30 protein-coding genes and 1 pseudogene are annotated in these 23,907 nt (G+C 53.0%); 5 read left to right on the top strand and 26 right to left on the bottom strand.

Annotated elements, in window-relative coordinates; translation table 11 throughout:
* Positions 1 to 4: 4 nt before the first annotated feature.
* The 17 genes from ACXAF9_RS11500 to ACXAF9_RS11420 are packed head-to-tail and all read right to left on the bottom strand — an operon-like array spanning position 5 to position 13,668.
* Positions 5 to 742: a 3-ketoacyl-ACP reductase FabG2 gene (locus tag ACXAF9_RS11500; protein WP_475074227.1), complete on the bottom strand. Its 738-nt coding sequence runs from the start codon at positions 740 to 742 to the stop codon at positions 5 to 7.
* Positions 743 to 763: 21 nt separating this feature from the next.
* The gene (locus tag ACXAF9_RS11495; protein WP_475074224.1) at positions 764 to 1,234 is read right to left on the bottom strand and encodes a hotdog family protein; all 471 of its coding nucleotides are present in this window, start codon (positions 1,232 to 1,234) and stop codon (positions 764 to 766) included.
* Positions 1,231 to 2,403, bottom strand: coding sequence for a beta-ketoacyl-ACP synthase (locus tag ACXAF9_RS11490; protein WP_475074222.1), 1,173 nt, complete (start codon positions 2,401 to 2,403; stop codon positions 1,231 to 1,233). The genes ACXAF9_RS11495 and ACXAF9_RS11490 overlap by 4 nt, the downstream gene beginning before the upstream one ends.
* Positions 2,400 to 2,942, bottom strand: a complete 543-nt coding sequence (locus ACXAF9_RS11485; protein WP_475074220.1) for a DUF3261 domain-containing protein — start codon at positions 2,940 to 2,942, stop codon at positions 2,400 to 2,402. Before ACXAF9_RS11485 ends, ACXAF9_RS11490 begins: the two co-directional genes overlap by 4 nt.
* Positions 2,939 to 4,210, bottom strand: a complete 1,272-nt coding sequence (locus ACXAF9_RS11480) for an NAD(P)/FAD-dependent oxidoreductase (RefSeq protein WP_475074218.1) — start codon at positions 4,208 to 4,210, stop codon at positions 2,939 to 2,941. Before ACXAF9_RS11480 ends, ACXAF9_RS11485 begins: the two co-directional genes overlap by 4 nt.
* 12 nt (positions 4,211 to 4,222) lie before the next feature.
* On the bottom strand, positions 4,223 to 6,520 hold the full coding sequence (locus tag ACXAF9_RS11475; protein ID WP_475074216.1) for an MMPL family transporter: 2,298 nt from the start codon (positions 6,518 to 6,520) through the stop codon (positions 4,223 to 4,225).
* On the bottom strand, positions 6,517 to 7,143 hold the full coding sequence (locus tag ACXAF9_RS11470; RefSeq protein ID WP_475074214.1) for an outer membrane lipoprotein carrier protein LolA: 627 nt from the start codon (positions 7,141 to 7,143) through the stop codon (positions 6,517 to 6,519). The genes ACXAF9_RS11475 and ACXAF9_RS11470 overlap by 4 nt, the downstream gene beginning before the upstream one ends.
* Positions 7,140 to 7,565, bottom strand: a complete 426-nt coding sequence (locus tag ACXAF9_RS11465; RefSeq protein ID WP_475074212.1) for an acyl-CoA thioesterase — start codon at positions 7,563 to 7,565, stop codon at positions 7,140 to 7,142. The genes ACXAF9_RS11470 and ACXAF9_RS11465 overlap by 4 nt, the downstream gene beginning before the upstream one ends.
* Entirely contained in the window at positions 7,562 to 8,542 is a 981-nt protein-coding gene (locus ACXAF9_RS11460) for an LpxL/LpxP family acyltransferase (protein ID WP_475074210.1), read from the bottom strand. Before ACXAF9_RS11460 ends, ACXAF9_RS11465 begins: the two co-directional genes overlap by 4 nt.
* Positions 8,539 to 9,297, bottom strand: coding sequence for a glycosyltransferase family 2 protein (locus ACXAF9_RS11455; protein ID WP_475074208.1), 759 nt, complete (start codon positions 9,295 to 9,297; stop codon positions 8,539 to 8,541). Before ACXAF9_RS11455 ends, ACXAF9_RS11460 begins: the two co-directional genes overlap by 4 nt.
* Positions 9,287 to 9,655 (bottom strand): ApeI family dehydratase, encoded by a 369-nt coding sequence (locus tag ACXAF9_RS11450; protein ID WP_475074206.1) that lies wholly within the window; start codon positions 9,653 to 9,655, stop codon positions 9,287 to 9,289. The genes ACXAF9_RS11455 and ACXAF9_RS11450 overlap by 11 nt, the downstream gene beginning before the upstream one ends.
* The gene (locus tag ACXAF9_RS11445; protein ID WP_475074204.1) at positions 9,652 to 11,061 is read right to left on the bottom strand and encodes an AMP-binding protein; all 1,410 of its coding nucleotides are present in this window, start codon (positions 11,059 to 11,061) and stop codon (positions 9,652 to 9,654) included. Before ACXAF9_RS11445 ends, ACXAF9_RS11450 begins: the two co-directional genes overlap by 4 nt.
* Positions 11,062 to 11,081: 20 nt before the next feature.
* Positions 11,082 to 11,636, bottom strand: a complete 555-nt coding sequence (locus ACXAF9_RS11440; RefSeq protein ID WP_475074202.1) for a COG4648 family protein — start codon at positions 11,634 to 11,636, stop codon at positions 11,082 to 11,084.
* Positions 11,637 to 11,639: 3 nt separating this feature from the next.
* Complete coding sequence (locus ACXAF9_RS11435; RefSeq protein ID WP_475074200.1) at positions 11,640 to 11,879, bottom strand: acyl carrier protein; 240 nt, start codon at positions 11,877 to 11,879, stop codon at positions 11,640 to 11,642.
* A gap of 16 nt (positions 11,880 to 11,895) precedes the next feature.
* Positions 11,896 to 12,156 carry a phosphopantetheine-binding protein gene (locus tag ACXAF9_RS11430; protein WP_475074199.1) on the bottom strand — a complete coding sequence of 87 codons (261 nt, stop codon included), beginning with the start codon at positions 12,154 to 12,156 and terminating at the stop codon, positions 11,896 to 11,898.
* Positions 12,107 to 12,922: a lysophospholipid acyltransferase family protein gene (locus ACXAF9_RS11425; protein ID WP_475074196.1), complete on the bottom strand. Its 816-nt coding sequence runs from the start codon at positions 12,920 to 12,922 to the stop codon at positions 12,107 to 12,109. The genes ACXAF9_RS11430 and ACXAF9_RS11425 overlap by 50 nt, the downstream gene beginning before the upstream one ends.
* The gene (locus ACXAF9_RS11420) at positions 12,922 to 13,668 is read right to left on the bottom strand and encodes a beta-ketoacyl synthase chain length factor (RefSeq protein ID WP_475074194.1); all 747 of its coding nucleotides are present in this window, start codon (positions 13,666 to 13,668) and stop codon (positions 12,922 to 12,924) included. Before ACXAF9_RS11420 ends, ACXAF9_RS11425 begins: the two co-directional genes overlap by 1 nt.
* A gap of 196 nt (positions 13,669 to 13,864) precedes the next feature.
* Here ACXAF9_RS11420 and ACXAF9_RS11415 point away from each other — a divergent pair, with 196 nt between their 5' ends.
* Positions 13,865 to 14,293: an excinuclease ATPase subunit gene (locus ACXAF9_RS11415; protein WP_475074192.1), complete on the top strand. Its 429-nt coding sequence runs from the start codon at positions 13,865 to 13,867 to the stop codon at positions 14,291 to 14,293.
* Between the two features lie 3 nt (positions 14,294 to 14,296).
* Positions 14,297 to 14,980 (top strand): 4'-phosphopantetheinyl transferase family protein, encoded by a 684-nt coding sequence (locus ACXAF9_RS11410; RefSeq protein ID WP_475074190.1) that lies wholly within the window; start codon positions 14,297 to 14,299, stop codon positions 14,978 to 14,980.
* 48 nt (positions 14,981 to 15,028) lie between these two features.
* On the opposite strand, the gene ACXAF9_RS11405 is transcribed toward ACXAF9_RS11410, so the two are convergent.
* From ACXAF9_RS11405 to ACXAF9_RS11375, 7 genes are all read right to left on the bottom strand, one after another.
* A complete protein-coding gene (locus ACXAF9_RS11405; protein WP_475074188.1) occupies positions 15,029 to 16,051 on the bottom strand; it encodes an ion channel in 1,023 nt (340 codons plus the stop codon).
* An 11-nt stretch (positions 16,052 to 16,062) separates the two neighbouring features.
* On the bottom strand, positions 16,063 to 17,235 hold the full coding sequence (locus ACXAF9_RS11400; RefSeq protein WP_475074186.1) for a glutathionylspermidine synthase family protein: 1,173 nt from the start codon (positions 17,233 to 17,235) through the stop codon (positions 16,063 to 16,065).
* 1 nt (position 17,236) lies between these two features.
* Positions 17,237 to 17,830 carry a DUF1190 domain-containing protein gene (locus tag ACXAF9_RS11395; RefSeq protein ID WP_475074183.1) on the bottom strand — a complete coding sequence of 198 codons (594 nt, stop codon included), beginning with the start codon at positions 17,828 to 17,830 and terminating at the stop codon, positions 17,237 to 17,239.
* A gap of 9 nt (positions 17,831 to 17,839) precedes the next feature.
* Positions 17,840 to 18,250 (bottom strand): DUF350 domain-containing protein, encoded by a 411-nt coding sequence (locus ACXAF9_RS11390; protein ID WP_475074180.1) that lies wholly within the window; start codon positions 18,248 to 18,250, stop codon positions 17,840 to 17,842.
* A 27-nt stretch (positions 18,251 to 18,277) separates the two neighbouring features.
* On the bottom strand, positions 18,278 to 18,922 hold the full coding sequence (locus ACXAF9_RS11385) for a YjfK family protein (RefSeq protein ID WP_475074177.1): 645 nt from the start codon (positions 18,920 to 18,922) through the stop codon (positions 18,278 to 18,280).
* Between the two features lie 107 nt (positions 18,923 to 19,029).
* On the bottom strand, positions 19,030 to 19,722 hold the full coding sequence (locus ACXAF9_RS11380; protein ID WP_475074174.1) for a PspA/IM30 family protein: 693 nt from the start codon (positions 19,720 to 19,722) through the stop codon (positions 19,030 to 19,032).
* Position 19,723: 1 nt separating this feature from the next.
* On the bottom strand, positions 19,724 to 20,122 hold the full coding sequence (locus ACXAF9_RS11375; RefSeq protein WP_475074172.1) for a DUF2170 family protein: 399 nt from the start codon (positions 20,120 to 20,122) through the stop codon (positions 19,724 to 19,726).
* A gap of 91 nt (positions 20,123 to 20,213) precedes the next feature.
* On the opposite strand from ACXAF9_RS11375, the gene ACXAF9_RS11370 reads away from it, so the two are divergent.
* The 3 genes from ACXAF9_RS11370 to yghU all read left to right on the top strand — a co-directional run bounded on the left by ACXAF9_RS11370 (position 20,214) and on the right by yghU (position 22,546).
* Positions 20,214 to 20,528, top strand: coding sequence for a DUF6471 domain-containing protein (locus ACXAF9_RS11370; RefSeq protein WP_475074170.1), 315 nt, complete (start codon positions 20,214 to 20,216; stop codon positions 20,526 to 20,528).
* A gap of 77 nt (positions 20,529 to 20,605) precedes the next feature.
* Positions 20,606 to 21,598: a serine/threonine protein kinase gene (locus ACXAF9_RS11365; RefSeq protein ID WP_475074168.1), complete on the top strand. Its 993-nt coding sequence runs from the start codon at positions 20,606 to 20,608 to the stop codon at positions 21,596 to 21,598.
* Between the two features lie 108 nt (positions 21,599 to 21,706).
* Positions 21,707 to 22,546 carry a glutathione-dependent disulfide-bond oxidoreductase gene (gene yghU, locus ACXAF9_RS11360; protein ID WP_475074165.1) on the top strand — a complete coding sequence of 280 codons (840 nt, stop codon included), beginning with the start codon at positions 21,707 to 21,709 and terminating at the stop codon, positions 22,544 to 22,546.
* 44 nt (positions 22,547 to 22,590) lie between these two features.
* Here the strand turns inward: yghU and ACXAF9_RS11355 are convergent, their stop codons facing one another.
* Together ACXAF9_RS11355 and ACXAF9_RS11350 are read right to left on the bottom strand one after the other, a co-directional pair.
* Positions 22,591 to 23,112: a CHAP domain-containing protein gene (locus tag ACXAF9_RS11355; protein WP_475074161.1), complete on the bottom strand. Its 522-nt coding sequence runs from the start codon at positions 23,110 to 23,112 to the stop codon at positions 22,591 to 22,593.
* A gap of 81 nt (positions 23,113 to 23,193) precedes the next feature.
* Positions 23,194 to 23,907, bottom strand: a pseudogene (locus tag ACXAF9_RS11350) (IS5 family transposase); the annotation flags it as partial.

Genomic DNA, 23,907 nt, shown 5'->3' with positions numbered 1-23,907 from the left:
TGGATCAGAACATGCCGCCGTTTACGGAAATCACCTGACGAGTGATGTAAGCGGCATCGTCTGACATTAAAAAACTCACTGTACCGGCGACTTCACTCGCCTGCCCTGCGCGCTGCATCGGGATCATCTTCATCGCTTCCTCCATGATCAGATGCTCGGTCATGTCGGTTTCGATAAACCCAGGGGCCACACAGTTAACGGTGATCTTGCGTTTGGCCAACTCCACTGCCAGCGCTTTGGTCGCGCCGATGATGCCTGCTTTGGCGGCACTGTAGTTGACCTGCCCACGGTTACCCATCTCACCAGACACGGAAGACAGGGTCACAATGCGGCCGGGTTTGCGACGGCGCACCATCGGCATGATCACGGGGTGCAGCACATTATAGAAGCCATCCAGATTGGTGCGCAGTACCGCGTCCCAATCTTCGGCAGGCATCGCAGGGAAGGCGTTATCACGGCTGATGCCGGCGTTACACACCACCCCGTAATAGGCGCCGTGGGTTTCGATGTCCTCTTCGATGATCGCTTGCGCGGTGTCTCTCTCCGCAACGTCAAATTGCAGAATGCGTGCGGTACGCCCAAGCGCCGCGATCTCTTGCGCGGTCTGCTCGGCTTCGTCGTGGCCAGAGCGGCAATGCAATACCAAATCAAAGCCATCGTTGGCCAAGCGCAGTGCGATGGCTTTGCCGATGCCTCGGCTGGAACCTGTGACCAGCACGGTTCCTTTTGTCGATGCGTCCATAAAGATCTCTATCGTTGGCGCTTACTGCGCTTTTACACTGTTCATATACTCGGCAACGTCATCGGGTTGATAGACGTTAAGCCGAGCACTGGCGTGGATACTTGGTTCGGTGTCCTCGGGCAGTCGCCCGCTTAATTCGCACTGAAAGACGCTCAGGCCGTTATCGGCGATCATCTCGCGCTCGGCGCGGATGCGAAGCTCAGCCCCTTTGGGAAACCACTCCACGTTGCAATCGTACTTGCGGGTACCCACCAAAAAACCGATTTTAGGCTCACCGCCCTTAAGGCGCTCTTGAAGCCCCGCAAACGCCCCAATCGCTTGGGCAAGATACTCGATGCCAATCCACGCAGGGACGCCCTGTTCTGTAACAAACACGGTGTCATTGTGGATGGTAAGGCCCGCTTCTAGGTGCTCGTCACCGTAACCTAGTAATTGCTCGAGCAGACTCATGCGCCCGCTGTGCGGGACTAATTGATCAATCGTGTAGCTCATTGTACACGCCCCAAGAGTAAGGCGATGTTGTTGCCACCAAACGCATAGGAGTTACTGAGCACTGTATCGACGCTCTGTGTCGGCAGATGCGTTTGTACCCAGTTGAGCGTTGGCAACTCAGGGTCGGGCGTATCGAGCTTCGCTTGTTGAGGCACTTCGCGCAGTTGATCGGTCAGGAGTAAATAACACAGCGCAGCCTCTAGAGCGCCTGCCGCACCCAAGGTATGGCCTGTGTAGGGCTTTGTAGAGCTACAAGGGGTGCTTGGCGGAAACACCGCCGCCATCGCGCGCGCTTCCATCTGATCATTCAGGGGTGTGGCGGTGCCGTGTAAATTAACATACCCGACCTCATCGGCACGGCAGTTGGCATCCGCTAGCGCCTGTTCCATACAGGTGCGCGCGCCGTGCCCTTGTGGGTCTGGGGCGGAGATATGATGCGCATCGCTGCTCTCGCCAACGCCCAAAATGGCGACCCCGTGTGGCTCTTTGGACACGATAAAGAGCGCCGCGGCTTCACCAATGTTGATGCCGCATCGATCTTGATCGAACGGACGGCAAGGCGCATCGCTGACCGCCTCTAATGAGGAAAACCCTTGAACGGTCAGCTGGCACAAGGTATCGACGCCCCCTGCGATCACCACATCGCACAGGTTAGCTCGGATCAGACGGCGCGCACTGGCAATCGCTTTGGCACCGGATGAACACGCGGTGGAGATGCCAAACACAGGGCCTTTGACCCCAAGCTCCTGAGCAATGAACTGCGCCGTCGCGCCCATCTCTTGTGTGGAGTAATGGAAAGAGGCTGGGAAAGAGCCCTCTTTTGCCAGAGCTGCATGCCCTTCTTCACTTTCGGCAATGCCCGAGGTACTGGTACCGATTACCACACCGATGCGATGCGCACCCAATCGCTCAATTAAGCCATCAAGGTCGGCTCTTAACGGCGCTAGGGCATGGAAAGCCGCACGGTTATTGCGGGTATCCCATTTGGCATCGTGAGTGGGCAACGCCGGCAGTGGCTCTGGCATACGGCCAAGCGGTAAAGGGTGATCTTTCAGGTATTCGCACTGTGGTAACGAAGGCTCCAACAAGAGCGTATCGGCAAACGCCGCTGCATCGGCACCTGCTGAACAGATCATCCCCATGTTATTCAGGTAACAAGGCGTGCTCATTGTGAAGACTCCAACGGTTCAATACGGACGGTATAGCCCGCGCTTAGGTGATCGATCTCGATGCGCTCGGCATTGATCTGGCGCATGCGAAGGATGGCTTGTCCTTGATACGACAGGTTTCGGCTCCCCTTATCGATCATCACAGCCCAGCCTGAGTTGGCTGGATAAGCGTCGTAAAGCGCGTGCTCAGGCCATAAGGCCCACTGCAAAAGCGAAAGTATAGCGTCACTTGGCAACTGGGGCGATGCTGCTGGGGTGGAAGCAAAGCCATTGGCATCGTAACGTATCTGCACCAAGGTTTGCCCCGTGGGCGTTAAGCCCGCCATCGTGACGGCCGAAGCGGTTAATCGGGTGATGGCGATCATCTCTTTTTGCTGGCCGTGTACACTGAGCGTCAGTTTTTGCTTCAAAAGCGCTGGGTGCGGCCCATCGGCGGGCGATAACCACGCCAATGGAGGCACGGGCTTGGTTGGGCCTTTAAGCACGCTGCAGCCAGCAAGCGTTGCCAGCATTAGGATCGCCAGAAACGCTCGAATCACGCCGTAACCTCGGCTTGTTCACACAGTCGTGCCAAGGTGGCTAACCGCTTGGGCGAGGCAACATACGGGTTGCCGGTGTCCCACGCATAGCCTGCCAAGATAGAGCTGATCATGCGTTTGATCTGCTCGCTTTTGTCTTGGGTAAAGATCACGGTTTGCAGATCTTGGTTGTACCAGCCTTCCACAAAGGCGCGGAAAGTGTTCACACCCAGCTTCAATTGCTCGGCGTACTCCTGCTCCCAATTTACAGCTTCGCCTTTTAGGTTTTTATCCAAGGCTTGGCTGGCCAAGTGCGCCGATTTTAAGGCGATGGTGACACCGGATGAGAACACCGGGTCCAAAAACTCGCCGGCGTTGCCGAGCAGTGCAAAGCGCTCGCCGTAGAGCTGAGTCACATCGCACGAGTAGCTTTCAAGCTTGCCGACGCGGGTATCAAACACAGCATCGGCCAGTACCTCGGCCTTCCAACCGGCGGCTTTGATCAAGGCTTTGAGTTGATCGGCCTCGTCCCCCTCCATGTTGGCCAGATGCTCGCGCGGCACGACAACACCGACAGAGGCACGACCGTTACTGAACGGGATCAGCCAGTACCAGATCTCTGGGTGTTCTGGGTGGACGGTAATCAGAATCTTATCCCGATCAAAGTCGGGGTGGCTGATGCGGTCTTCCACATGGGTGAAGAGCGATGCGCGTGATGCCAGAGTAGAATTACGCTCAAGGCCTAAGAGTTTTGGCAGTACGCGGCCAAAGCCGCTGGCATCCAGCACAAAGCGTGCGCTGACGGTACGCTCAAGGCCGGCTTCATCCTGTACTGTTAAGCTTACGCCCTGTTCGGTCTCTTGGTAGGCGGTGACGGTTTGGCCGTATTCGATCACGGCGCCAAAGCGTGCGGCTTCATCGGCCAGAATTTGATCAAACCGGTTGCGTTGCACTTGGAAGGTAGTGCCCCAGCCTTCGGAGAATTTCTCCCGAAAATCAAAGTAATCGTAGCGCTCTTTGTGACTGAACGCGGCGCCATTTTTGAACTGGAAGCCTTCTTTGATCACGGCATCCAACATACCGGCTTCTTCAAGAAACTGCATCGATTGCGGCAGTAAGCTTTCACCGATCGAAAAGCGCGGAAAGTGCTGTCGCTCCAGCACCAGAACCGAATGGCCTGCTTGCACTAAGCGCGCCGCCGAGAGTGCCCCAGAAGGCCCTGCGCCAATGATGATGACATCCGCTGCGAGGTCCGCGTGCGGTTGTGTTAAATCCTTATGTGGGGTCACGGATAGATCTCCTTAATCATGACGCCGTAAAAGCAATCCAAAGCACCACACGGCCAATAAGCCCAGCAGTACCGTTTGGCCAAAGGCCGCTAACATGGGGGTCGCGCTAAACGCTAACAGACCAAAGGCCAGTACGCTGGTCATGACCGACAGTGTGACGGCCAGCCAAGTGTAGGCGTTCTGCTGCGTTTCGGTGAGTAAAATGCCCATATCCAATCCAATACCCAGCACCAAGACGAGCGCCATTAGGTGGAACAGATTAATGTGTCCAAGCCACCAGCTGAGTAGGGTCAGTGTGGTACAGACTGATAACACCACCGGAATCAGCACCTGCGGGCTGGCGGTGCGATAACGGCCCACTAAAACACAGGTGATCAGTATCGCACCCACCAAAAGCCCTAGGCTGAACTCGGTACGGTAGTGGCTTAGGAGCTGACTGATCCGGTCCACCCGGTCCACCCAAACCACGCCCTCAGGCAGATGCGGGGCGACCGCTTGTTGTGTCAGCGGTGTGGTCGCTTGCAATTTGATTAAGCTGATAAAGCCCAGTTCGGTTTCGATCAACAGCGGCCGAAACGCCTCGCTACTGGGAAGTGTTTTCCAGATATCGAGCGTTAAGTAAGGTGCCTCATTCAAGGCTGCCATCGCTTCGCTTTGTTGTTGATCGGTCAGTTTTAGGGCTAAGGCAAGCTTAGGCAGTGCCTGAACATACAAGGCAGCGGTTGCGATTTTTAACGCCGCTTGGTGCGATTGAGAGGGCAATGATTGGCTAAGGCTCTGGTAACCGGTCAATGCGCCTTCTCGCTGTGCCTTATCCAGCATCGGGACGACCGACTCTTCGCGTTGCAACAGGGTCTCGATGTCGGGGGCTTCCACCAATAAAAATTGCGCTTCGGAGCTTAACCCCAACCATCGGGCAATCGTTTGGTCATTCTCGATCAAGGATGCGGGCGAGGTTTGCAGTGCGCGTAAGTCATCTTTGGCCGGATGCATCGCCAACGTGATCGCCGTAACAATCATCATCGCAATGCTGATCAACCCCATCGTTTTAACCGAGAGCCTTGGCATACGCCCTACCGCCCGAAGCAAGGCCGCTGGGCTGTTCAGAGGCTGCCAGCGTCCCCATTGAGTCAGGTATGGATACCACAGCACCACCGTTAACCAAGCGCCGATTAAGCCAAACACGCACAAAAGCGCCATCTGCTTAAGGCCTGGAAACGGCGCAACGCCGAGCGTTGAATAGGCCAGCACACTGGTGATCAAACCCAAGAGCAGCCCAGGCAATAAGCGCGCACGGGTGTGTGCCGGTGTGTGTTGATGCCGATCGGTCAGAAAATGCAGGGCGTAGTCGATCGATACGCCGATTAAGCCTGCGGCAAACGCCAGCGTGACAAGGTGGATCTCGCCTAAGATCAGCGCGGTCACACCGATGCCAAATACCGTACCTGCGGCTGTCGGCACCAGCGAGAGCAAAAACGGCCGTATTGAGCGAAATGCCCACACACTCAGAATCAGAATCCCCACCAAGGAGCCAACGCCGATGCTGCTGATCTCCGATTTAGCTTGCTCGGTTCCGGCGGCGGTATGCAGCAATAGGCCTGATACTCGCAAAGCCCCACCTACCTGATCGGCTTGGGCTTTGGCCTCGGTGATAAGGCGCATAAGCGTGGCTTGGGTCGCAGCGTCAAACGCAGAGCCAGAAAGCCGGGTTTGCATCACATAATGACGAGCCCCCTCCGCATTTACGCTCAGTAAGCCGTTGTGTATTTGAAGATGCGTAAGCGTTGGCGGCGTCGTGCTTGAGAGTAGAAACGGGTCTTGAATGGGGTCAAAGCCACCGGTGGGCATCCAGCCAAACAGACGTTGCAGGGCGCGCTCTTGAAGTGTTTCCCACTCTTGAGTCATCAAGGGCGCAAGGGCATCTCGACTGATGCGTGCGTATCGGTATTGCTGCTCCGCCGCTTGTGCTTTGGCAAGGTCCACATCGGGTGCATATCGGATCTGATCCACCAGGCCTGTGGCGGTTAATTGAGCTTCAAGGCTCTGCCAAAACGCCGTGACCTCGGCAGTGGTGTGCTCCGTCGCAGGGCTCAGAACCCAGATCAGATTATTCGCATAACGCTTGGCCGTCTGCTCAGTCGCCCGTTCGATGGCTGGATTTTGATGGTCACTTGGTAACAGCGCCATCAATTGCGTGTTGAACGCAGGTGGCCTGATCAGCGCGGCTGCCAAGACGCCGCACCAAAGGACTAACCACACAAGGGCCAGTACGTGAGAGGTAGGACTTAGGTTAGAACGGGGTTGGTTCAAGGTGATGTGGCCTCACTTTGGACCTCACTGGGTGTCAGATCCATAAAGCGGATGGCGGTGCTGTCACCGTTGACCTCGTTTAGGGTGACCTGATCCACATACGCGCCGCCCGATAAAGAGAGTGTGCTGAACACCTGCGCGAATACCGGGTCCTTAGGCGTTAAGGTCGCATGCCATTGCGGGCCTTCGGTGGTGCCGCTTAGCTCAAAAGTGCTTTCCAATACCTGCCAGTTGGAAGTCATCAGAGCAAAGAACAGCTCAGTAAACACCGCCACCTGGGGCGTTTGAATGGCGGGGTCCGTAACATCTTGGCCTTGGCTGTTGAAGGTGGTTAGTCCCTGTGGGGTCAGCTCAACTCGGCTTTGGATCGGGGTTTGAGTGACCCAGTTCAGCGTCTTTCCTTTGGTGTAGTCAAACTCCCCGGTGCTGGTCAGCTCTGTTTCTAGAGCCGCTAAGTGTTTGGTTTGCTCAAACTGGCCACTGAGTGTGGCAGGTCGTGCGGTGAGCGAGGCCAACTGCGCGTAGGTTAGGTTATCCGCCAACGCGTTAAGGCTAAACAGGCTGCAAGTCAGCGCAACCCAAACCGCGCGCGTGAAGATCAGTGTACTGACAACCCCTTTCATCGCTGTGCTTCCTCTGGCACCGCTAATCCGAGCTTCTCGAACAGTACCGGTGGTGACATAAACAGCATCTCTTGAGTGCTCATGTCCACCGCGACCTGCACCGTGTGCGCTTTGGTTAAGCGCTTGCCGCTTGCGGTATCTAGAATTTGATAATCCACTTTTAAGCGGTTTTCCCACTCTTTCAGGGTGGCACGAACCGTCACTTGCTGCTGAAAGCGCAGCGGTTTGGCGTAACGCACATGTAACTCAATAACCGGCCATGCAAAGCCGGAGGCTTTCATTTGCGGGTAGTTGTAATCGAGCTTATCCAACAGCGCGCAACGAGCGATCTCTAGGTATTTTACGTAGTGACCATGCCATGCCACTTCCATCATATCCACGTCGTGGAATGGGACTTCCATTGTTATTTCGGTGCTGATCATGATCGTTCGTTATCCTTAGATGCGCGGGCCGAGTTCGGTGATTGATGACGCCAAAAATCGTAAAAGTTAAACCACTGTAACGGCGCTTTCTTGCAGTAATACGCCAGTCGGTTGGCGTAGTCTTGCACCACATTATCCAGCGCTTGTTGTCGCTCCTGTCGCTTGAGCGTGACCTTCTCGGCAAAGGTTTCTACATAGATGTGGTAACGGCTGGACTGCTTTAAACAGAACATCAGGTACACAGGGCATTTGAGTAAGCTTGCCAAGATAAACGCCCCTTGCGGCATCGGCGCTTGCTCGCCTAAAAAGTCCACGTAACTGATTCGGGCATCGCCTGTGACCGGGGTTCGATCCCCCGCGATGACGATCAACTCGCCCTGCTCGACTCGCTCGTTCAGCAGCATCGCGGTAGCCGGCGACATATCGGTGACCTGTAAAAAGTTGATCTGCGCATCGGGGCTGACCCGCTTCATCATCGAGTTAAACTTATCCGCATGTTGGGTATAGACCAGCAAGGTTAAGCGGATATTGGGGAGCTGGTGGGCCAGCGCACTGCAGATCTCGGTGTTGCCAAGGTGCGAGATCACAATGATACCGCCCTGCCCGGTTTGGTCGATGTGATTGAGAAGCTCACGGTTTTCGAAGATCACATCTTCGCGGGCGATGTGCCCCATCCAAGCCAAAAACTTATCCAAGAGGGTTTCCCCAAAGGACATAAAGTGGGCAAAAGGCGTCAGGCGGGGCTGTCCTTGAGTGTTCGAGGGTGAGTCCAGTTGTGTTTGAATGCGATCCAGATACTGTTGAGACGCCGCTTTTGCAGAGGGCTTCACCGTCACGTAATAGAGCATCACCGGAGCCAGCACCCAGCGAAAGACGCGGCGGCCCAACAAACGATACACCCACAGCAGTATCTGCATGCCAAGCACGGTGCCGGACTCGCCGATGTTGGACCAGTGGGAGCTACGCGACTGACTCATGAGCCGCACTGCTTGCACTTGTGTGCCAAGAGTTTTGGCAGACGAATCAACATGCCAAAGAACAAGCGCGTATGCATCCATGAGATCAACACATTGTCTTTAAACACATCAAAATGGGACACGCCATCCAATGGGTAATGCACCTTGGTGGGCAAGTTGATGACCGGATGTCCGCGCCAAAACCAGCGCACCAGCACCTCGGGGTCAAAATCCATCCGATCCCCCATGGATTCGGAGCGGATCAGCTCAACAACCGGCGTTAGCGGGTACACGCGAAACCCACACATGGTGTCCTTGATGTGGAACGACAGCGTGTTGATCCATACCCACACATGGGTCAGGTATCGGCTGTACAGGCGCACTTTGGGCACCGAATTGTCATACACTGGATAACCGGTCACCAGCGCATCAGGGGCCGCTTTGGCGTGCGACAGCAGGGTCGGTAAGTCGTCTAAGTTATGCTGACCATCGGCATCGACTTGGATGGCATGGGTAAAACCTTTGGCGAACAAGGCTTCAAATCCTGCTTTGACCGCGCCACCTTTGCCGCGATTTTCCGGCAAGGTGACCAAGTGCACATCGTCGTTTTGATTGGCCAGGGCGTTAAGCACGGCCGCACAGTCGGCATCGGAGCCATCATCAACAAGACAGATGGGTAAACCAAAGGCGTTTAGGTGCTCTACGGTAATGCCAATCGCTTCGGCATGGTTGTAAACCGGCACTAAAATGGCGGGGTTGAACGCATCAGTCGACATAACAGATTCTTCCACTTGAGTGCTCACCGGCCTTTGATTGATATTTAAAGGTCAGCTTTTGCTTATCAAGGTTGTAACTCAGTGCCAAGGTGATCTGCTCGTTGGGCGTGATGATCCGCTGAAATTTGATCACCTCCAAGTGCGAGAAGCGTCCCGTTACGCCAAGGAGCGCCCGCCCGTAGTGTTCGGCCCAGTGCGTTTGAACCACACCTGGCAACACCGGATTGCCCTCGAAGTGGCCCTCGAAATAGAGCAGATCCTCTGGGATCTCGATCTGAAGGTTCGCCTCGTGCTCGTTCACCTTTTGGGAGGTAACCACGGGCCAAGTACGGGAGTGGTCAGGGGCTAAGTCGGTCATAGGGCCTCGCGTAATTGGGGTTCGGCTGGCGTCTCGCCATCAAACAGTGCCTCTAAGGCGTGCTGGGTGATCTTACCCTGCTCGTTTGTGGGAAGCGATGTCACAAAACGCCAGCGCCTTGGTCGAGCGATCGCTTCAAACTGATCCATCAAGGGGCGCATCAAGTGCTGGGTAAACGCGCGTCGGCTCTGGCCGTTCAGTGCGACCAAGCCGCTTGCGGTCAGTTGTGCGACGATGGCGATCTCGTCCCGCTTGCGTTTTAGGATCAGGGCTTTGACCTCAGCGATCTCAGGGTGTGCCAGTAAGGTGCGCTCAATCGCGGTGAGCGAGATCCGCTTCCCTTCCAATTTAACGATTCGGTCTGCGCGCCCTTGCAGGGTAAAGGCGTGCGGTCTGTCTTCGCAGAACGCAATCTGATCGGCCAAACTCAATACCCCTTCGCGAATGAAGGGGGCGCGCACACGTAAACGACCATCGTCCTCTTGATCAATGAGGCTGCCTGGGGTCGGTTGCCACGGTTGGTCGGCGCGCTCTTCCTGTTGCACACGCCATGCGATGGCACCGGTTTCGGAGCTGCCGTAGATCTCATTGACCGGACACCCAAGGTAGCGCGCCGCACTTAAGCTGTCTTCCCGAGTAAGCGGAGCCGCGGCCGAGACAATCATGGAGCAACGCCCTTGGCGTGAGGGCCAATCCAGCTCTGGGTTGATGCGACTTAGGTGGGTTGGGCTTGAGACCAGATGGTACTCATCGTAAAGCCCAGACCACTGAAAGATATCCTCGGTAAAAGTGCACATCGCCCGTTCGATCGGTCGGCTAGAGCACAAAGGCCACAGCACACGGAACATTAAGCCATAAAAGTGATGATGGCTGACGCTGCCAAGCACTACCGTCCCTTCGTGTGTGGGCCAAAGGGTCTCAAGCGCTTTGATCTCATCAAAGAGCTGCCCTAAGGTTTTTTGGATCGGTTTCGGTGCGCCAGTCGAGCCGGAGGTGTAGATCTCAATTGCTGGGTACTCAGGCGGCCAAGCGTGATTCAGCGGCTCGCAAGCGTCGCCCGCGTTGGGCGCTGCGCTTGGGTGTTCGCTGAACGTCCCCACAAAGTGATCCACCGTTTGGCTTAAACGCTGCTGAGTCACTTCGCAGGCATCCCCTGGTATGCACGCGGTGGCATGGCTTGCCCAGACGGCCATCAAGATGGCCAAGCATTCAAAAAGATCGGTGTGGTAGACCGCAACCCGTGCGCCGGGCGTTAATGCCATCGCCTTTGCCCAATCAGCCGCGCGTTGGCGAAGCTGATCTGCAGTGATCGGCTGGCCTTTGTCCATCAATACAGGGTGGGTGGCGTGTTCGGCCCATTGCCACAACGGGATCAATAGGGGCTTGGCCAAATGCGAAGTATCCATACGTGCGAAACCGTTCTTGATTAAACGCGGGCGTTGCGCTGCTTAACTTTGCGGCGTACCAGCCACTCAGCGCTCATCAAGGTGCCCATCAAACCGTAGGCGATCAAGCCGTTGTACAGCGCCCACGTCGCCTGATCGGCGTACAGCGCTGTCCATGCTGAGATGGCAGCGTTCACGATGAAAAAAACGCACCACACCTGTGTAACGGTGCGGGTATAGCGCACCCCGCTTTCGGGCAGATCCGGCTCTTGAAGGCGCGCCAAGCGCTCCACCACGGTGGGTGGGCGTATTAAACTGAACGCGAACAACCCCAAAAAGCCAAGGTTCATCAGTACAGGGTACGCCTTGATGCCCAGTAGCGTATTGGTAAACACGCTCACCATCAGCAAACCTGCGATCACCCCGAGCATCAAAAGACGCTCTGGTACGGTTGCTTTCAGTGCTAAACGCACGCACAGCACCATCACAACGGCGCACAATACCCACAATGGGTCCCATACCGTTAATCCGGCATAGACCAAAAATGGATAAAGAATCAGGGCGATCATCATGATGATCTTAAGCGCAGCTTTCATCGCTTAGGCCATCAGTTTCTCAACTTCGTTCACGACATCGGAGACGGTGCGAACGTTTTTGAAATCTTCCGGCTTGATCTTCTTACCGGTCATCTTCTTGAGTTCAACCACTAAGTCGACCGCATCGATGCTGTCGATGTCGAGGTCTTGATACAGGTTGGCCTCGGGCGTGACCTCGGATGGGTCGATCTCAAACAACTCTTCTAACAGGGCCACCACACGGGTGTAAATTTCAGTATTCATATCGGCTCAACGGGGGTTAGGCGCTTTTGTGCGCATGTACAAGCTCGGCCAAGGCATTGATGCTGGCAAAGTGTTGTCGGGTCTCTTCCGAGTCGGCTTTAAGTTTGATGCCGTACGCTTTTTGCAGCGCAAGGCCAATCTCCAAAGCATCGATGGAATCCAACCCTAATCCTTCAACAAACAGCGGCTCGGCATCGTCGATGTCGTCCGGTGTGATGTCTTCCAGATCAAGAGAGTCGATAATGAGTTGTTTCAATTCGGTATTCAGGCTGCTCATGCCTTGATAGCTCCTTGGTAAAGTAACCCTGCAGATCGGACGTTAAGCGACGTGCCTGAATCGGTGCGGCGGCTTGGCTGTTTAGATACGGTGACACGGGCAGCGTTTTGTTCACGCATAAGTGCATGTGAACGCGCTCTTTGGGCACGTGATACCAGCGATCCTGCTTGGTCAGGGTGGTTGGGGTACAGGAGATGATCACAGGGGTGATATCAGCGCCTGTTCTCAGTGCAATTTGGGCCGCACCGCGTTTGAATGCGAGGTCTTCACCCGGTGTTGTGCGGGTGCCCTCAGGGAAAATAATCAGAGACTGGCCTTCCTCAAATAAACGCGAGGCCGCGCCGATCACATCTTCGCCTTCCTCGTTCAGGATGTAGCCTGCGGCCTTGACGGGGCCTCGTGTGAACGGGTTTTTCAGTAAGCGACCCTTCACAACGCAACTGGAGTTAGGGATCAAGGCCAACAAAAACACCACATCGATCAAACACGGGTGGTTGGCCAGAATCAGCTTGGCGCCTTTGAGGTTATCGATCTGATCAATATCGTAGGTCAGAACCCCAAGGCCTTTCATGATGCGAATGTAGGTACGAAACGCATGATGGATCAAGGTGCGGCCGCGTTTGCGACGGCATTGATCGTTGCCAGGTAGTAGATAAATAACGGGTAAAATCAGCGGGATGATTAAGCCGCCGATACCGAAAATCAAAAAGCTCAACGCTGTGCCAACAAAACGCCAAGCACGGCCTATTTTATTCATGATATCCATCAGTGGAGTGCCTCGAACCGTACCGTCCATGTGTGTTGGTTGATGCAGGTGGTATGTGATCCACCGTTGAGCAGCAGTTGTGCAAATGCCATCAGAGACAGCTCTTGTGTGGCTGCTGCTTCATTATCGCGATCCTCGCTCTGGATCGATAATACGCCCTCGCCGTCACCGAGGGTACTGTCATCAGCACGAGCCAGCTCAAATGCGATCGCCATTGGGCGCTCAATGCTTTGGGCGTACGCTTGGTATGGCTCTGGCAGCGGGTGGTCGTAGACGACGCAGATGACCCGCTCGGTTTCCGTTAATTGCCCCGCCGCCTCGAACAGCGCTTGTAACGGCATGGCCTCCATGGCCGCGATGGCGGTCATTGGCGCTGTGTTCTTTTGTGCAATCGAGATCACGCCACCAATGGCGTTGTGCACCGCTAAGCTGAACTGCGTCGGGGACATCGGCTCCTCTTGGGCGATGCCATTAAGAAGGCTTGACGACAGATGCGTATCGCCATGTCGAGATGCGTAGATGATCGGGCTTGGGGTGTGCTGCGTAGGTAGACTCAGAAAGGCCGCCGCCGCACAGCGTCCTAACGCGCCAAGTCGGCGCCTTAGCATCGCAGGGATCGGTTTGAGTAAGGCCGTGTCCAGCGTATCACTGACGGGCAATTGACCGTTAAACACCCCTTGCCATTGTTCGCGGGTGTGGATACCCGGCGACACGCAAGCAACGGAGACTACGTTAAACGAGATCATCAGTGTTCATATCCTTGGCATAGCCATCACAAAGTCCATCTCTCTTTTTCGGTCAGACAGGGAACTTTCTTGAGTCTTTTTGATCTTCGGGTGATTTTACTGTCTGCGAAAAGGTATGCAACCTTACGTTGTGAACGTTTGTTTGGCTCTTTATAATCGCGCGTAACCAAAATCGAACCTAAAAAGGATTTTTACGATGCGTTTACTCCCTTGTCTATTGGCTCTATCGTTCACATTGGCTGCACCGAATGCCTTCAGTCGTGACACAAAACACCTGTTATCCATCGACGAAGCGATGGCTTCGAACACCTTCCAAGAGCGTTTGGACCCTTCCATTAAGCTCTATTTCGGCGATCAACGCAGCGGCGGCGGTAAAAGCCTAGGCGTGTTCACCACCAACAAAAAAACCAACGCTTTTAACAAGTCTGACGAAGACGCTTGTCGTTGGGTGTTCCTATCTGCGCTGTTAAGCCTGCAAGAGCGTGCCCGTACAGAAGGCGCGACCAAGGTGGCTAACATCACCAGCTATTACAAAAAGAACACCTACAAAAGCAATACTCAGTACGAATGCCACGCTGGCGCTATTATGGCGGGTGTTGCGCTGCAAGGCGAGATGCTGAAATAAACGATGTTATGCGTCTGGAGTGTTGAATCCAGCGCATGGGAAGCGCACGACGATGATTGTGTGCTTCCTTATCTCTCGGCCAGCGAACATCACCAGCTGACCAAACGAACCCACCCGACCAAGCACCGCGAATACCTAAGAAGCCGTTTCTTTATGCGCTATGCGTTGGCCAACACCCAAGAGGCCGGTTGCTCAAGCGATTGGCGTACTTTAAGGCTGTATGACGAGGGAAAAGGCCCATCTCTGCCAGAGCGTGAGGTGTATCTGTCATTATCCCACACCCGGTCTGGCTGGATGGCGTTGGCGATCAGCGATCAGCCGGTAGGCATTGATATCGAGGCGCATCGTTCGGGTATCCGCGTCAGAGAGCGTCTTGAGATGATCCTAAGCGATGATGAGATCGCCGCGTTAACGCCCGAAGCCCTAAACGATGAGCGCTTTTTTTATCGCCAATGGTGTTCAAAAGAGTCTGAGTTTAAGTGGGCCAGTCACAAAAGTGCTGTAGAAACAGAACCGAAGATCTGCCCCCCTCTTACGGGTGTGTGGCAGCACGAGGGGTACTGGTTGGCAGTAACGGCGAGAGAAGCGCCTCACCCTACAATCAGACACATCAATGCCTTTTCAAAGGGCGCGGCTAGGTTCAACGATGAATCTAGGGCCGCGCAACCTTACTGGCAGCCCTCTTAACGCCAGATGTCTCAAGCTGAATAAGCTAAGGGGCTAGGCGCTAAGGGATTAGGCGACCGTGAAGTTTGAGATACGACGCTCTGCAATGTAGAAGAGCACATCGCCTCTGAAGACATCGGCGTCTAACGGTGGGTTTAGCGTAATCTCTTTTTGGTTTTCCGTACGAACCCCAATCAGCGTCGCGTTATGATCCTTTTTGATCTGATTAAACAGGTGCCCAAACTTGATGGTTTGACCTAGGTATTCCGTACTGAATTGGGTCATACCGTCGGTGCTGTCGAGCAGCTGTTTGTGTAACTGACTGGAACCTGGGTCTGTCGTTGATTTGGCCAGCATCTCGACCGAGACTGACGGGATAATTTCGATCCCTGGGCAGTGAGTCAGTAGAAGGTCACCTAATGACTCGTCTTGGAAGTAAGCGGTCTTGTGGCTTTTAGGGCTGACTTTCTGGCAGTACAGAGCCGTTGTCAGAGTGACGTCATCCAAGGGTGTATCGATGATGATGCGGGCCGCGTCTTTCAGGTTAGCGCGTGCCATGGTCTCTTCATGGGAAAAAGACTCAACTTTCACAAAACCAATGCGGTCGGGCATCGGGTTTTCGATGTCTTTCGCCACGCATAACACGACATCACGCTGTTGACCGTTTTGCTTGTTCAACAGTAATTCAATCAAACGAACCGTACGTTGGTCGTTCCAACCGATGATCACGGTGTGATTGCTGTCTGTCACTTTCCTAAGCCCTCTTCTTCCTTTAAATGCCCATTCGGATAAGTAGAAACTGACCCGGGCGATTAAAAACGCAAAAATACTCAATCCAACAGGGATGACCCAAAGGCTGACGACCATTTTCCCCATAAAGGTGGTTGGGGAGTAGTCGCCATAGCCTACCGTAGAGGCGGTAACGATCATCCAATAGAAAAAGTTATCGAGATGGGTGATGTCATCCTCTTGGGCGGCTGATAGCAATGCATAGCTGATCAGCATGTAAGCCAGCGTTACGACAATGGTCGTGAAAAAGTTGGCTTTGAAGAACAGCGAAAAGAGGATACGTTGTATTTTATGAATAACCATAAGGCGTTAGCTTATCCCAAAATGATATGAGGTAGGTATCGACTCATGTCTTGTGTGATGGCGCCTTCGTCTTCGCGAACCGAGATACCGGCGGCTTCACCATCCACAAGCCAGCTGCCGATCAAGGTGTAGTTGTCGCCAAATTTGGGCAACATGCTCGCCTGTTGATAGATAAAGCCTTCCTCGCCGTACGGGCCATCCGATGCCATCAAGGCCTGATTGCCCTTGATGATAGAAACGTTAGCACCTTCTCGGGAAAAGATCGGTTTCTTGACCCACGTTTGCTGAGGGTCGGCTGTGTGAAACTCATCCTCAAAGTAGGAGGCCAGCAAATTCGGGTGGTTTGGAAACTCTTTCCAGAGCATCGGCAACAGCGCTTTATTGGAGATCAAACTCTTCCAAGGCGGCTCGATAAAGCTGACCGGATGCTTGCCTAGTAGATCACCGTAATCCTCATCAAACATGAACTCCCAAGGGTAGAGTTTGAAGATCCAAGTGATGACCTGATCTTTCAGGTCGGTGAACTGGCCATCAGCATCACGACCTATGTCCTCGACAAACACAAATTCGGTGGCGATGCCGGCTTCGGCCGCACAATCTTCAAGGTACTGAACGGTACCTCGATCCTCAATGGTGCCTTTGCAGCAGGCAAAGTGGAGAAGCGCATGTCCTGGGTTCAGCGTTTTGAGTTCGGCAAAACGTCGGATCAGCTTTTCCTGAAGGCTGTTGAATTGGTCACTTTGACGGCTTAACTTGCCTGAGTTTACGTTGTGCTCAAGCCAAAGCCATTGCCAAAACCCCGTTTCGTACAGGCTGGTAGGGGTGTCCGCGTTGTTTTCATACAGCTTAGCGGGGGTTTTCCCGTTGTAGGCAAAATCCAGACGTGAATAGAGGCTCGGGTCCCGATTGAGCCAAGAGCGGCGAATAAAATCCCAGTGCTGTTCGGGGATTCTAAAGCGCTGCATGAGTTGTTCATCTTGGACGACCTTCTCGACAACGTGAAGGCACATCTGATGAATCTCTTCGGTTGGGTCTTCCAGATCTTCTTCGATCTGTTTAAGGGAAAACTGGTAGTAAGCCGACTCGTCCCAATAACGCTCGCCATACATGGTATGGAAGTGAAACCCATACTCTTTTGCCAGTGTTTCCCAGTGTACCCTTTGCTCAATCGGGACGCGTAACATCTTAGCCTCCCCAGCTACCGCTTGAGCGGCTGGAGCCCCAGCTGGATTTGGCCGACGCCTTAGAGCCAAAGCCACCACGTGAGATGGTCTTAGTCACTTTCGGTTTAGAGCTTTTCATCGTGTCTTTTGGCACGGTGTACATCGCACCATCACGGTAAAGTGGCGTACCATCGGATAAGACGCGTGACGACCCGTAAGAGGAGCGATACGTATACACCGGGTGGTAGTAGTGGCTGCGATCAAAGCTGTTTAAGGCCGAGCTGACCAAAAAGCCCGTCATAAACGGCACAAACATGCCTTGTGTGGTTTGATGGCACCCATTGACACCAAACTCGCCTTCGCAATCGCGAAGAGAGCTGTATTTAGGCGATGTGGTTTCGGCCTCTTCAAGCGCTTTTTGGTACGCCAACTCACACGATTGTTGATCCAAGGACGTGTTACGAAGACAGTCATCCACATCGGTGACAAATTTCACTTGTTCTGAGCTGTCCGAGCAGCCAGTCAGAGCGGCTCCGATGGCCAGTGACAGTGGGGCTAAGGCCCATGTTTTGGCTTTTCGGAAACGGGGTAAATCGACCAGTTTAGAGCGTTTCATGCCGCCTCCTTAGTACGTCATGCAGGCAGCGTTCAACAAGCCTACAGAGATACTAACCGCCGCTAACATAACCCCTGCACTGATTTCGCCCTCTTCGATGCGTTTAACGATGCGCGGCATAAAGAGAAAGCGAACCACCGCGAACGCAACGCTTTGTGCAACCAAAGCAACCACGGCCCAGATACCGAAATCGACTAACGACACAGAGTTGCTGATAACGCCGCTTAACGCTAAGGAGAAGCCGACAATGCCGCCACCAAAGCCGATGGCGGCTGCGGTATTTTTGTGGTTTTTAATCAAGTCCCACTCGTCGTGCGGTGTGATGAGTGTGTAGATGACTTTGAAGACAACCAGCGCAACTAACGCTAGGCCAAAATAAAGAGAAAAATGGACCATGCCATTAAGAGTTTGCTCAAACATAAAATTCCCTAATACAGTAATGTTGAATTAACCGTGAATGGTCAATTGGGCTGGTGACAAGGTAATTCCGGTGCTGATGACTAGGCAGCGGGTTAAATCCCCGTTATCTAAGGTCTCTTCAGCTGACAGAAAGAGGGATTCCGTGTAGCCATCCTTAATGGGACGCTCAAACAGCATGGTAAATTGATCCGTTTGGTCTACGCCAACCGTCTCTTCACTGTAGGTGCGCTCCTGCATTGCTACGGGAGGGTGATACTCTTCAACGGAGGTCCACACGCGCTCATATTGATAGCCTTCCAGTTCATAGCTTGGGCGGCCCATCTCTTGGACCAACAAACGTGTCCATTGCGCATCACTGTTGATGTTCAAGGTATCGTAGAAATGGAACAACTTAACGTCCACCACGTCTTCATCGTTCTTGCTGTTGGAGACAACCTGCAGAAAGGCTTCGTCGTCCGTGTAAAAACGATAGATCCAAACGCCGTCAAGATTAACAAGACCAACCGCTTGAATCAGTTGTGTGGGGGATATCTTATGAGTGACGAGTTGATCATCCAACAGGCGCAACATTAACGAATCGACTTCGAAGCTGCAGCCCAGTCGCAAGCCAAGAATGCTTGGCGCGTCATTTTTGGGCGATTTATCATCTCGTTTGAAGAGTTTTTTGAACACGTAAAAATCCCTTTTTTTACCCTGAGGTATGTTCGAGGCGTAATATACAAAAAAACGCGCACATCCACACCCCTAATGGGTTGCAGATGTGCAACGATGTGTCGGGATTAAGCGTTTTTCTTAGCTAGGATCTGCGCCAGCTTATCCTGACCGGAGGCCGCTCCACCAGGAACGATGCCAGACGCTTTTAGGCGTGCTTCCAAGTCACTGCCGTTTTCGGCGGCGGCCATCTCTTCAGCGGCTTCAAGTTCAGCGGCCTTTTCTTGCTGCTTCTGCTTGATGCGATCTAAGCTGTCCAGCGCCGTTTTCACTTTGCTGTTAGCGCCCATGTGGCGGGAAGAAACAGCCACTTGCGCTTTCTGAACGGACTCAGTCGCTTTGATCTGGTCAATCTGCTGTTCCATGCGGCGCACGTTTGTTTTCGCCTTCAGGATGTTTTCCTTCAGGGTCTTCTCTGACTGAATAAAGCCATCAAAAATGCTTTGCTCGGTTGCCAATGTGGTTTCCAAGTCGGCAACGCGTTCGGCGCATTCTAACGCCAGCGCGTCATCGCCTTTCTCGGAGGCAGCGATCGCATGGTTGGTGTAGGTTTCAACTTCGCTTTTCAGAGAGTTGATCTTGTTCTCAGCCAGCTTGCGCTTAGCCATGATTTTCGCCAAGTTCTGGTCGCAGGCGATCAGCTCGTCTTTCGCTTCACGCAGTTCTTGGTCCAGAATTCGAATCGATTGTGTGTCAGCGACGGCTTCAGTTGCCTCATTGACGCCGCCCTTAATCGCTGTCCATAGTTTTTTAAGACTCATATTAAGCCTCCGTATTTAAAAATTGGGCATAAAGTTCGATAAATTCGCCGACGTTCAGGAACAGAGTTTCTACCTCTTCTACTAGAACGGTATCTTTACTGTCTGCTGATAGCGAACCAAACGCGATGTAAAAATCTTCCCCGTTGATCTCTTTGATACCGATGGTCGTCAAAGGAAGCAGTTGGTGCGTTCGTAAAATGAGATCGTTCAGTTCAGCAGGGTTAGTGACATCCTGCTTCGCGAATAATGGGGTCTCGACAATGATTTGCTGCTCACCTGCGTATAAAAACGCATCGACACCTTCATCGTTCGAGATGCTTAGGCAGTCACCTTCGGCCTCTACAACCCAAAGGCTTTGTGATTCCAGCAATGTCTTGATTCCATCAAAAGTCCAGGCCATGTTCTACTCCTTGGCGTGATTTATAAGTCACAATTTAGATTATTTTGAGTTAATGTCAACAAATAAGTAACTATTTTATTCAGATTTCTTTGTGTATGATCGCCCTATTAAAGAGGATGACCCGATGAAGCCAGAGCAAAGCATTCACAATAAATCCCATCTAACGGCTTATAGAACCGCGTTATCTCGATACGTTCGATCAACGATGGTACTTAAAGGAATTAAGTACGATGACTTATCCAAAGATCTTGCCGAATGTGGGGTGTACCTTACACCAGAAAACTTACGAAGTAAGGTGAGCAAGGGGATGTTCTCGGCCGACTTGCTGCTCTTGTTGTTCAGAGTGCTGAAGGTGGAAGACACCGCCTGTAAAGAGATACTACTGTTGGTAGACCAAGAGAGCTAACCAATAGGCCTTTGGTCTGTGCTCAAGCGACGGGGATTTTGGTAGAATGGCTTAACTCCTCATAAAAGAGCCCTATCTTGAATAATCACGAATTTTACCAACTGACCCCAGAAACCATCATGGACGCCGTGGAATCGGTTGGCTTATACGTCGATGGACGTGTGTTGGCCTTAAACAGCTACGAGAACCGCGTCTACCAAGTGGGGATTGATCAATCAGAACCGGTAATCGCCAAGTTTTATCGCCCCAATCGCTGGAGCGATGAAGCGATCCTCGAAGAGCACGGCTACTTGGCTGAGCTTAACGAGCAAGCCGTGTCGGCGGTAGCGCCATTGGTTTTATCGGCACACAAGGCCGAGCCCACTACCCTGTTTCGACACGAAGGCTACCGCTTTGCTTTGTTCCCGCGCCGTGGCGGCCGAGCGCCAGAACTCGATAACCCTGACCACCTGTTTCATTTAGGCAATACCTTAGGGCGCATCCATCTGATTGGTCAGGCCAGACCGTTTCTTCATCGCCCTAGCCTGAACTTAGACTCCTTTGGTCTAAGCAGCATCGATTACTTACTCGAACACGCCATCCCCAAGACACTGAAAGCGGATTATCAAACGCTTGCTCGCGCGCTGGTAGATGAGATGCAACGAGCGTACGAGCGTGCCGGAGACGTCGTTGTGCAGCGCGTACACGGCGATTGCCACCCAGGCAACATCTTATGGCGTGATGACAAACCACACTTTGTCGACTTTGACGACGCGCGGATGGCACCTGCTATTCAAGATATCTGGATGTGGTTATCCGGGGATCGTCACCAACAAGAGCTTCAATTGGCCGAAATTGTTGATGGATACAACGAGTTTGCGAGCCTTGATCCGCGAGAAGTGCACCTGATCGAGACGTTCAGAACCCTTCGCATGATGCATTATGCAGCGTGGTTAGCCCGTCGCTGGGAAGACCCCGCATTTCCCGCGGCGTTTCCTTGGTTCAACACCGACGCCTACTGGGCAGAGCACCTAACTGAACTCAGCGGCCAACTTAAGGCGTTAAAAGAGCCCGTACTGCGTTTGCTGTAACGTTACATCGGCGCTTTGTTGGTAAACAGTTTGTTGTGAGAAAGACGGTTTTTAAGCGTCTTTCTCTGTGTCACTGTGCGGCTATTCGCTTATTAAGGAGGCCGCATAATGTCAGATCCAACTTACACGCCACCGAACGTCTGGACATGGGATGCCGAAAGCGGCGGCCAGTTTGCCAGCATCAATCGCCCTATCTCGGGCGCGACCCACGAAAAAGCCTTGCCCAAGGGTGAGCACCCTATTCAGTTGTATTCGATGGCGACTCCAAATGGTGTAAAAGTCACCATTATGCTTGAAGAGCTTCTAGCCCTTGGCCACAGCGGTGCCGAATACGATGCGTGGCTGATCAAAATTGGTGATGGTGATCAGTTTGGTAGCGGCTTTGTCGAGATTAACCCAAACTCAAAAATCCCCGCATTAGTCGATCACTCGGGCGACGCACCGATCCGCGTGTTTGAGTCCGGCTCCATCCTGACCTATCTTGCCGATACGTTTGGTGAGCTTCTGCCCAAAGACCCAGCAAAGCGCGCCGAAGTTATGAACTGGCTGTTTTGGCAGATGGGTGCTGCCCCTTATCTTGGCGGCGGGTTTGGCCACTTTTACGCCTATGCCCCTGAAAAGTACGAATACCCGATCAACCGCTTTACGATGGAAGTGAAGCGTCAGTTAGATGTGCTCGACAAAACGCTGGCCGAACGCGAGTACATCGCAGGTGATGACTACAGCATCGCTGATATAGCGATCTGGCCGTGGTACGGCGCGTTGGTGTTAGGTCGTCTATACGATGCGGCCGAGTTTCTATCGGTGGATGAATACACACACGTGATCCGCTGGGCAAAACAGATCGACGCCCGCCCTGCGGTAATTCGCGGCCGCAAGGTGAACCGCACGTGGGGCGATACATCCGAGCAAGTACCTGAGCGGCACAGTGCTGCGGATTTAGGATAAATAGGAGGGCTGCTGCCCTCCTATTTATAAGCAGTGATTAGACTCTAGCTAGCTCGAGCAACCCCTTCCATGGAGTATGGAAGGCGAATGAATCGTTTGATAATCCTAGTTGAGCGCACTTTTCTAGCAACTTCTTTTCCCTCACGGCTGCCAGCACTATTAGTATTGCCCTCGATGGTTGTAACCTTATTACCGTTTACACTTTCTACAATACCGATATGAGAAAATGTAAAAACTACTATATCCCCAGGAAGAGGCTGCAAAGTTACGCTGTCAGGCGAAAAAATAGTACACCCCTTTGTTTTGGCCCAAACATTGAGAAATCGCCATACAGATGCTTCTCTTGGTGCTGTTAGTGATGTGTAATAGGATGACTGTCTGCAAAGCTTTTGTACGCATAAGGATACAAATGCGGCGCACCAAGGGTAGCCGTCGGTTTTGCCTGCTACTGTCAAATCATCAGCGTCAAATATCTCTTTTAATTTAGTGCTATCGCCAGCAAGGTTATTTCCCGTTTCTGTAACACCGATATATTTAGTCGTCCCTGAAAAACACCCTTTACGCACGGACCAAACTCAGGCTCTGTGCGTTCATTTCTCTTCTTTCCAATAACCCGATCAAATACACTGCCAAAAATCGGTACTTTTTCGGGCCAAAATAAAGCCACCGCAGCAGCTTTCGCAGATTTTGGCCGCAGGCGGTCAGCAGAACATTAACCGCATCACCCAGCTTACCTTTCAAATAACACCGACGCATTTTCCCGTCAGATTTCAAGTGGCCAATGATCGGTTCTACGCTATTACGCCTGGCCAACCAACGTTTCTCTTTCTCAGGCAATCCGCGTTTTTGACCCGCAACATAAACCGCGACCTCTTTCACGCCTGAGCCACGATAACCTCGGTCTACATAACATGCTTGAGGTTTACGTCCCGTCAACGTTTCGACTTGCTGAAGCTGATCTGCCAGCGTATGGCCATCATACGGATTCCCCGGATAACTGCGGGCGCCCACGATAAACGACTCTCGGGCTGTCACGGCTATACTCGCCTTGACACCAAACTCATAGCGTTTATGAGCTTTACCTTTCGCAATGCAGTCAACCTCAGGTTCATGCAGGCTGTAAATCTTGTTTTTACTTTTCCGCGTCTGTTCCAGTAACCGCTTAGCCTGAAGCACGTGCGAACGTTCAACTTCACTCAATCGGATGCCTAATGCCTTAACTTGGCGCTCCAGATCCCGGACCACGCGACCCAAGAAGCCTTTAACCTGTTTGATCGCCTTGCGCATCCGCTTGAACTGTCGCGCATGGCCATATCGACCAATTTTGGGCATCAGATCCTGACAGGCTTTATCGTACGTCT

The organism is Neptunomonas sp. ABH4_499, assembly GCF_056160565.1.
Note: the sequence above shows the minus strand (reverse complement) of the source record. Positions and strands in the feature narration are given on the sequence as shown.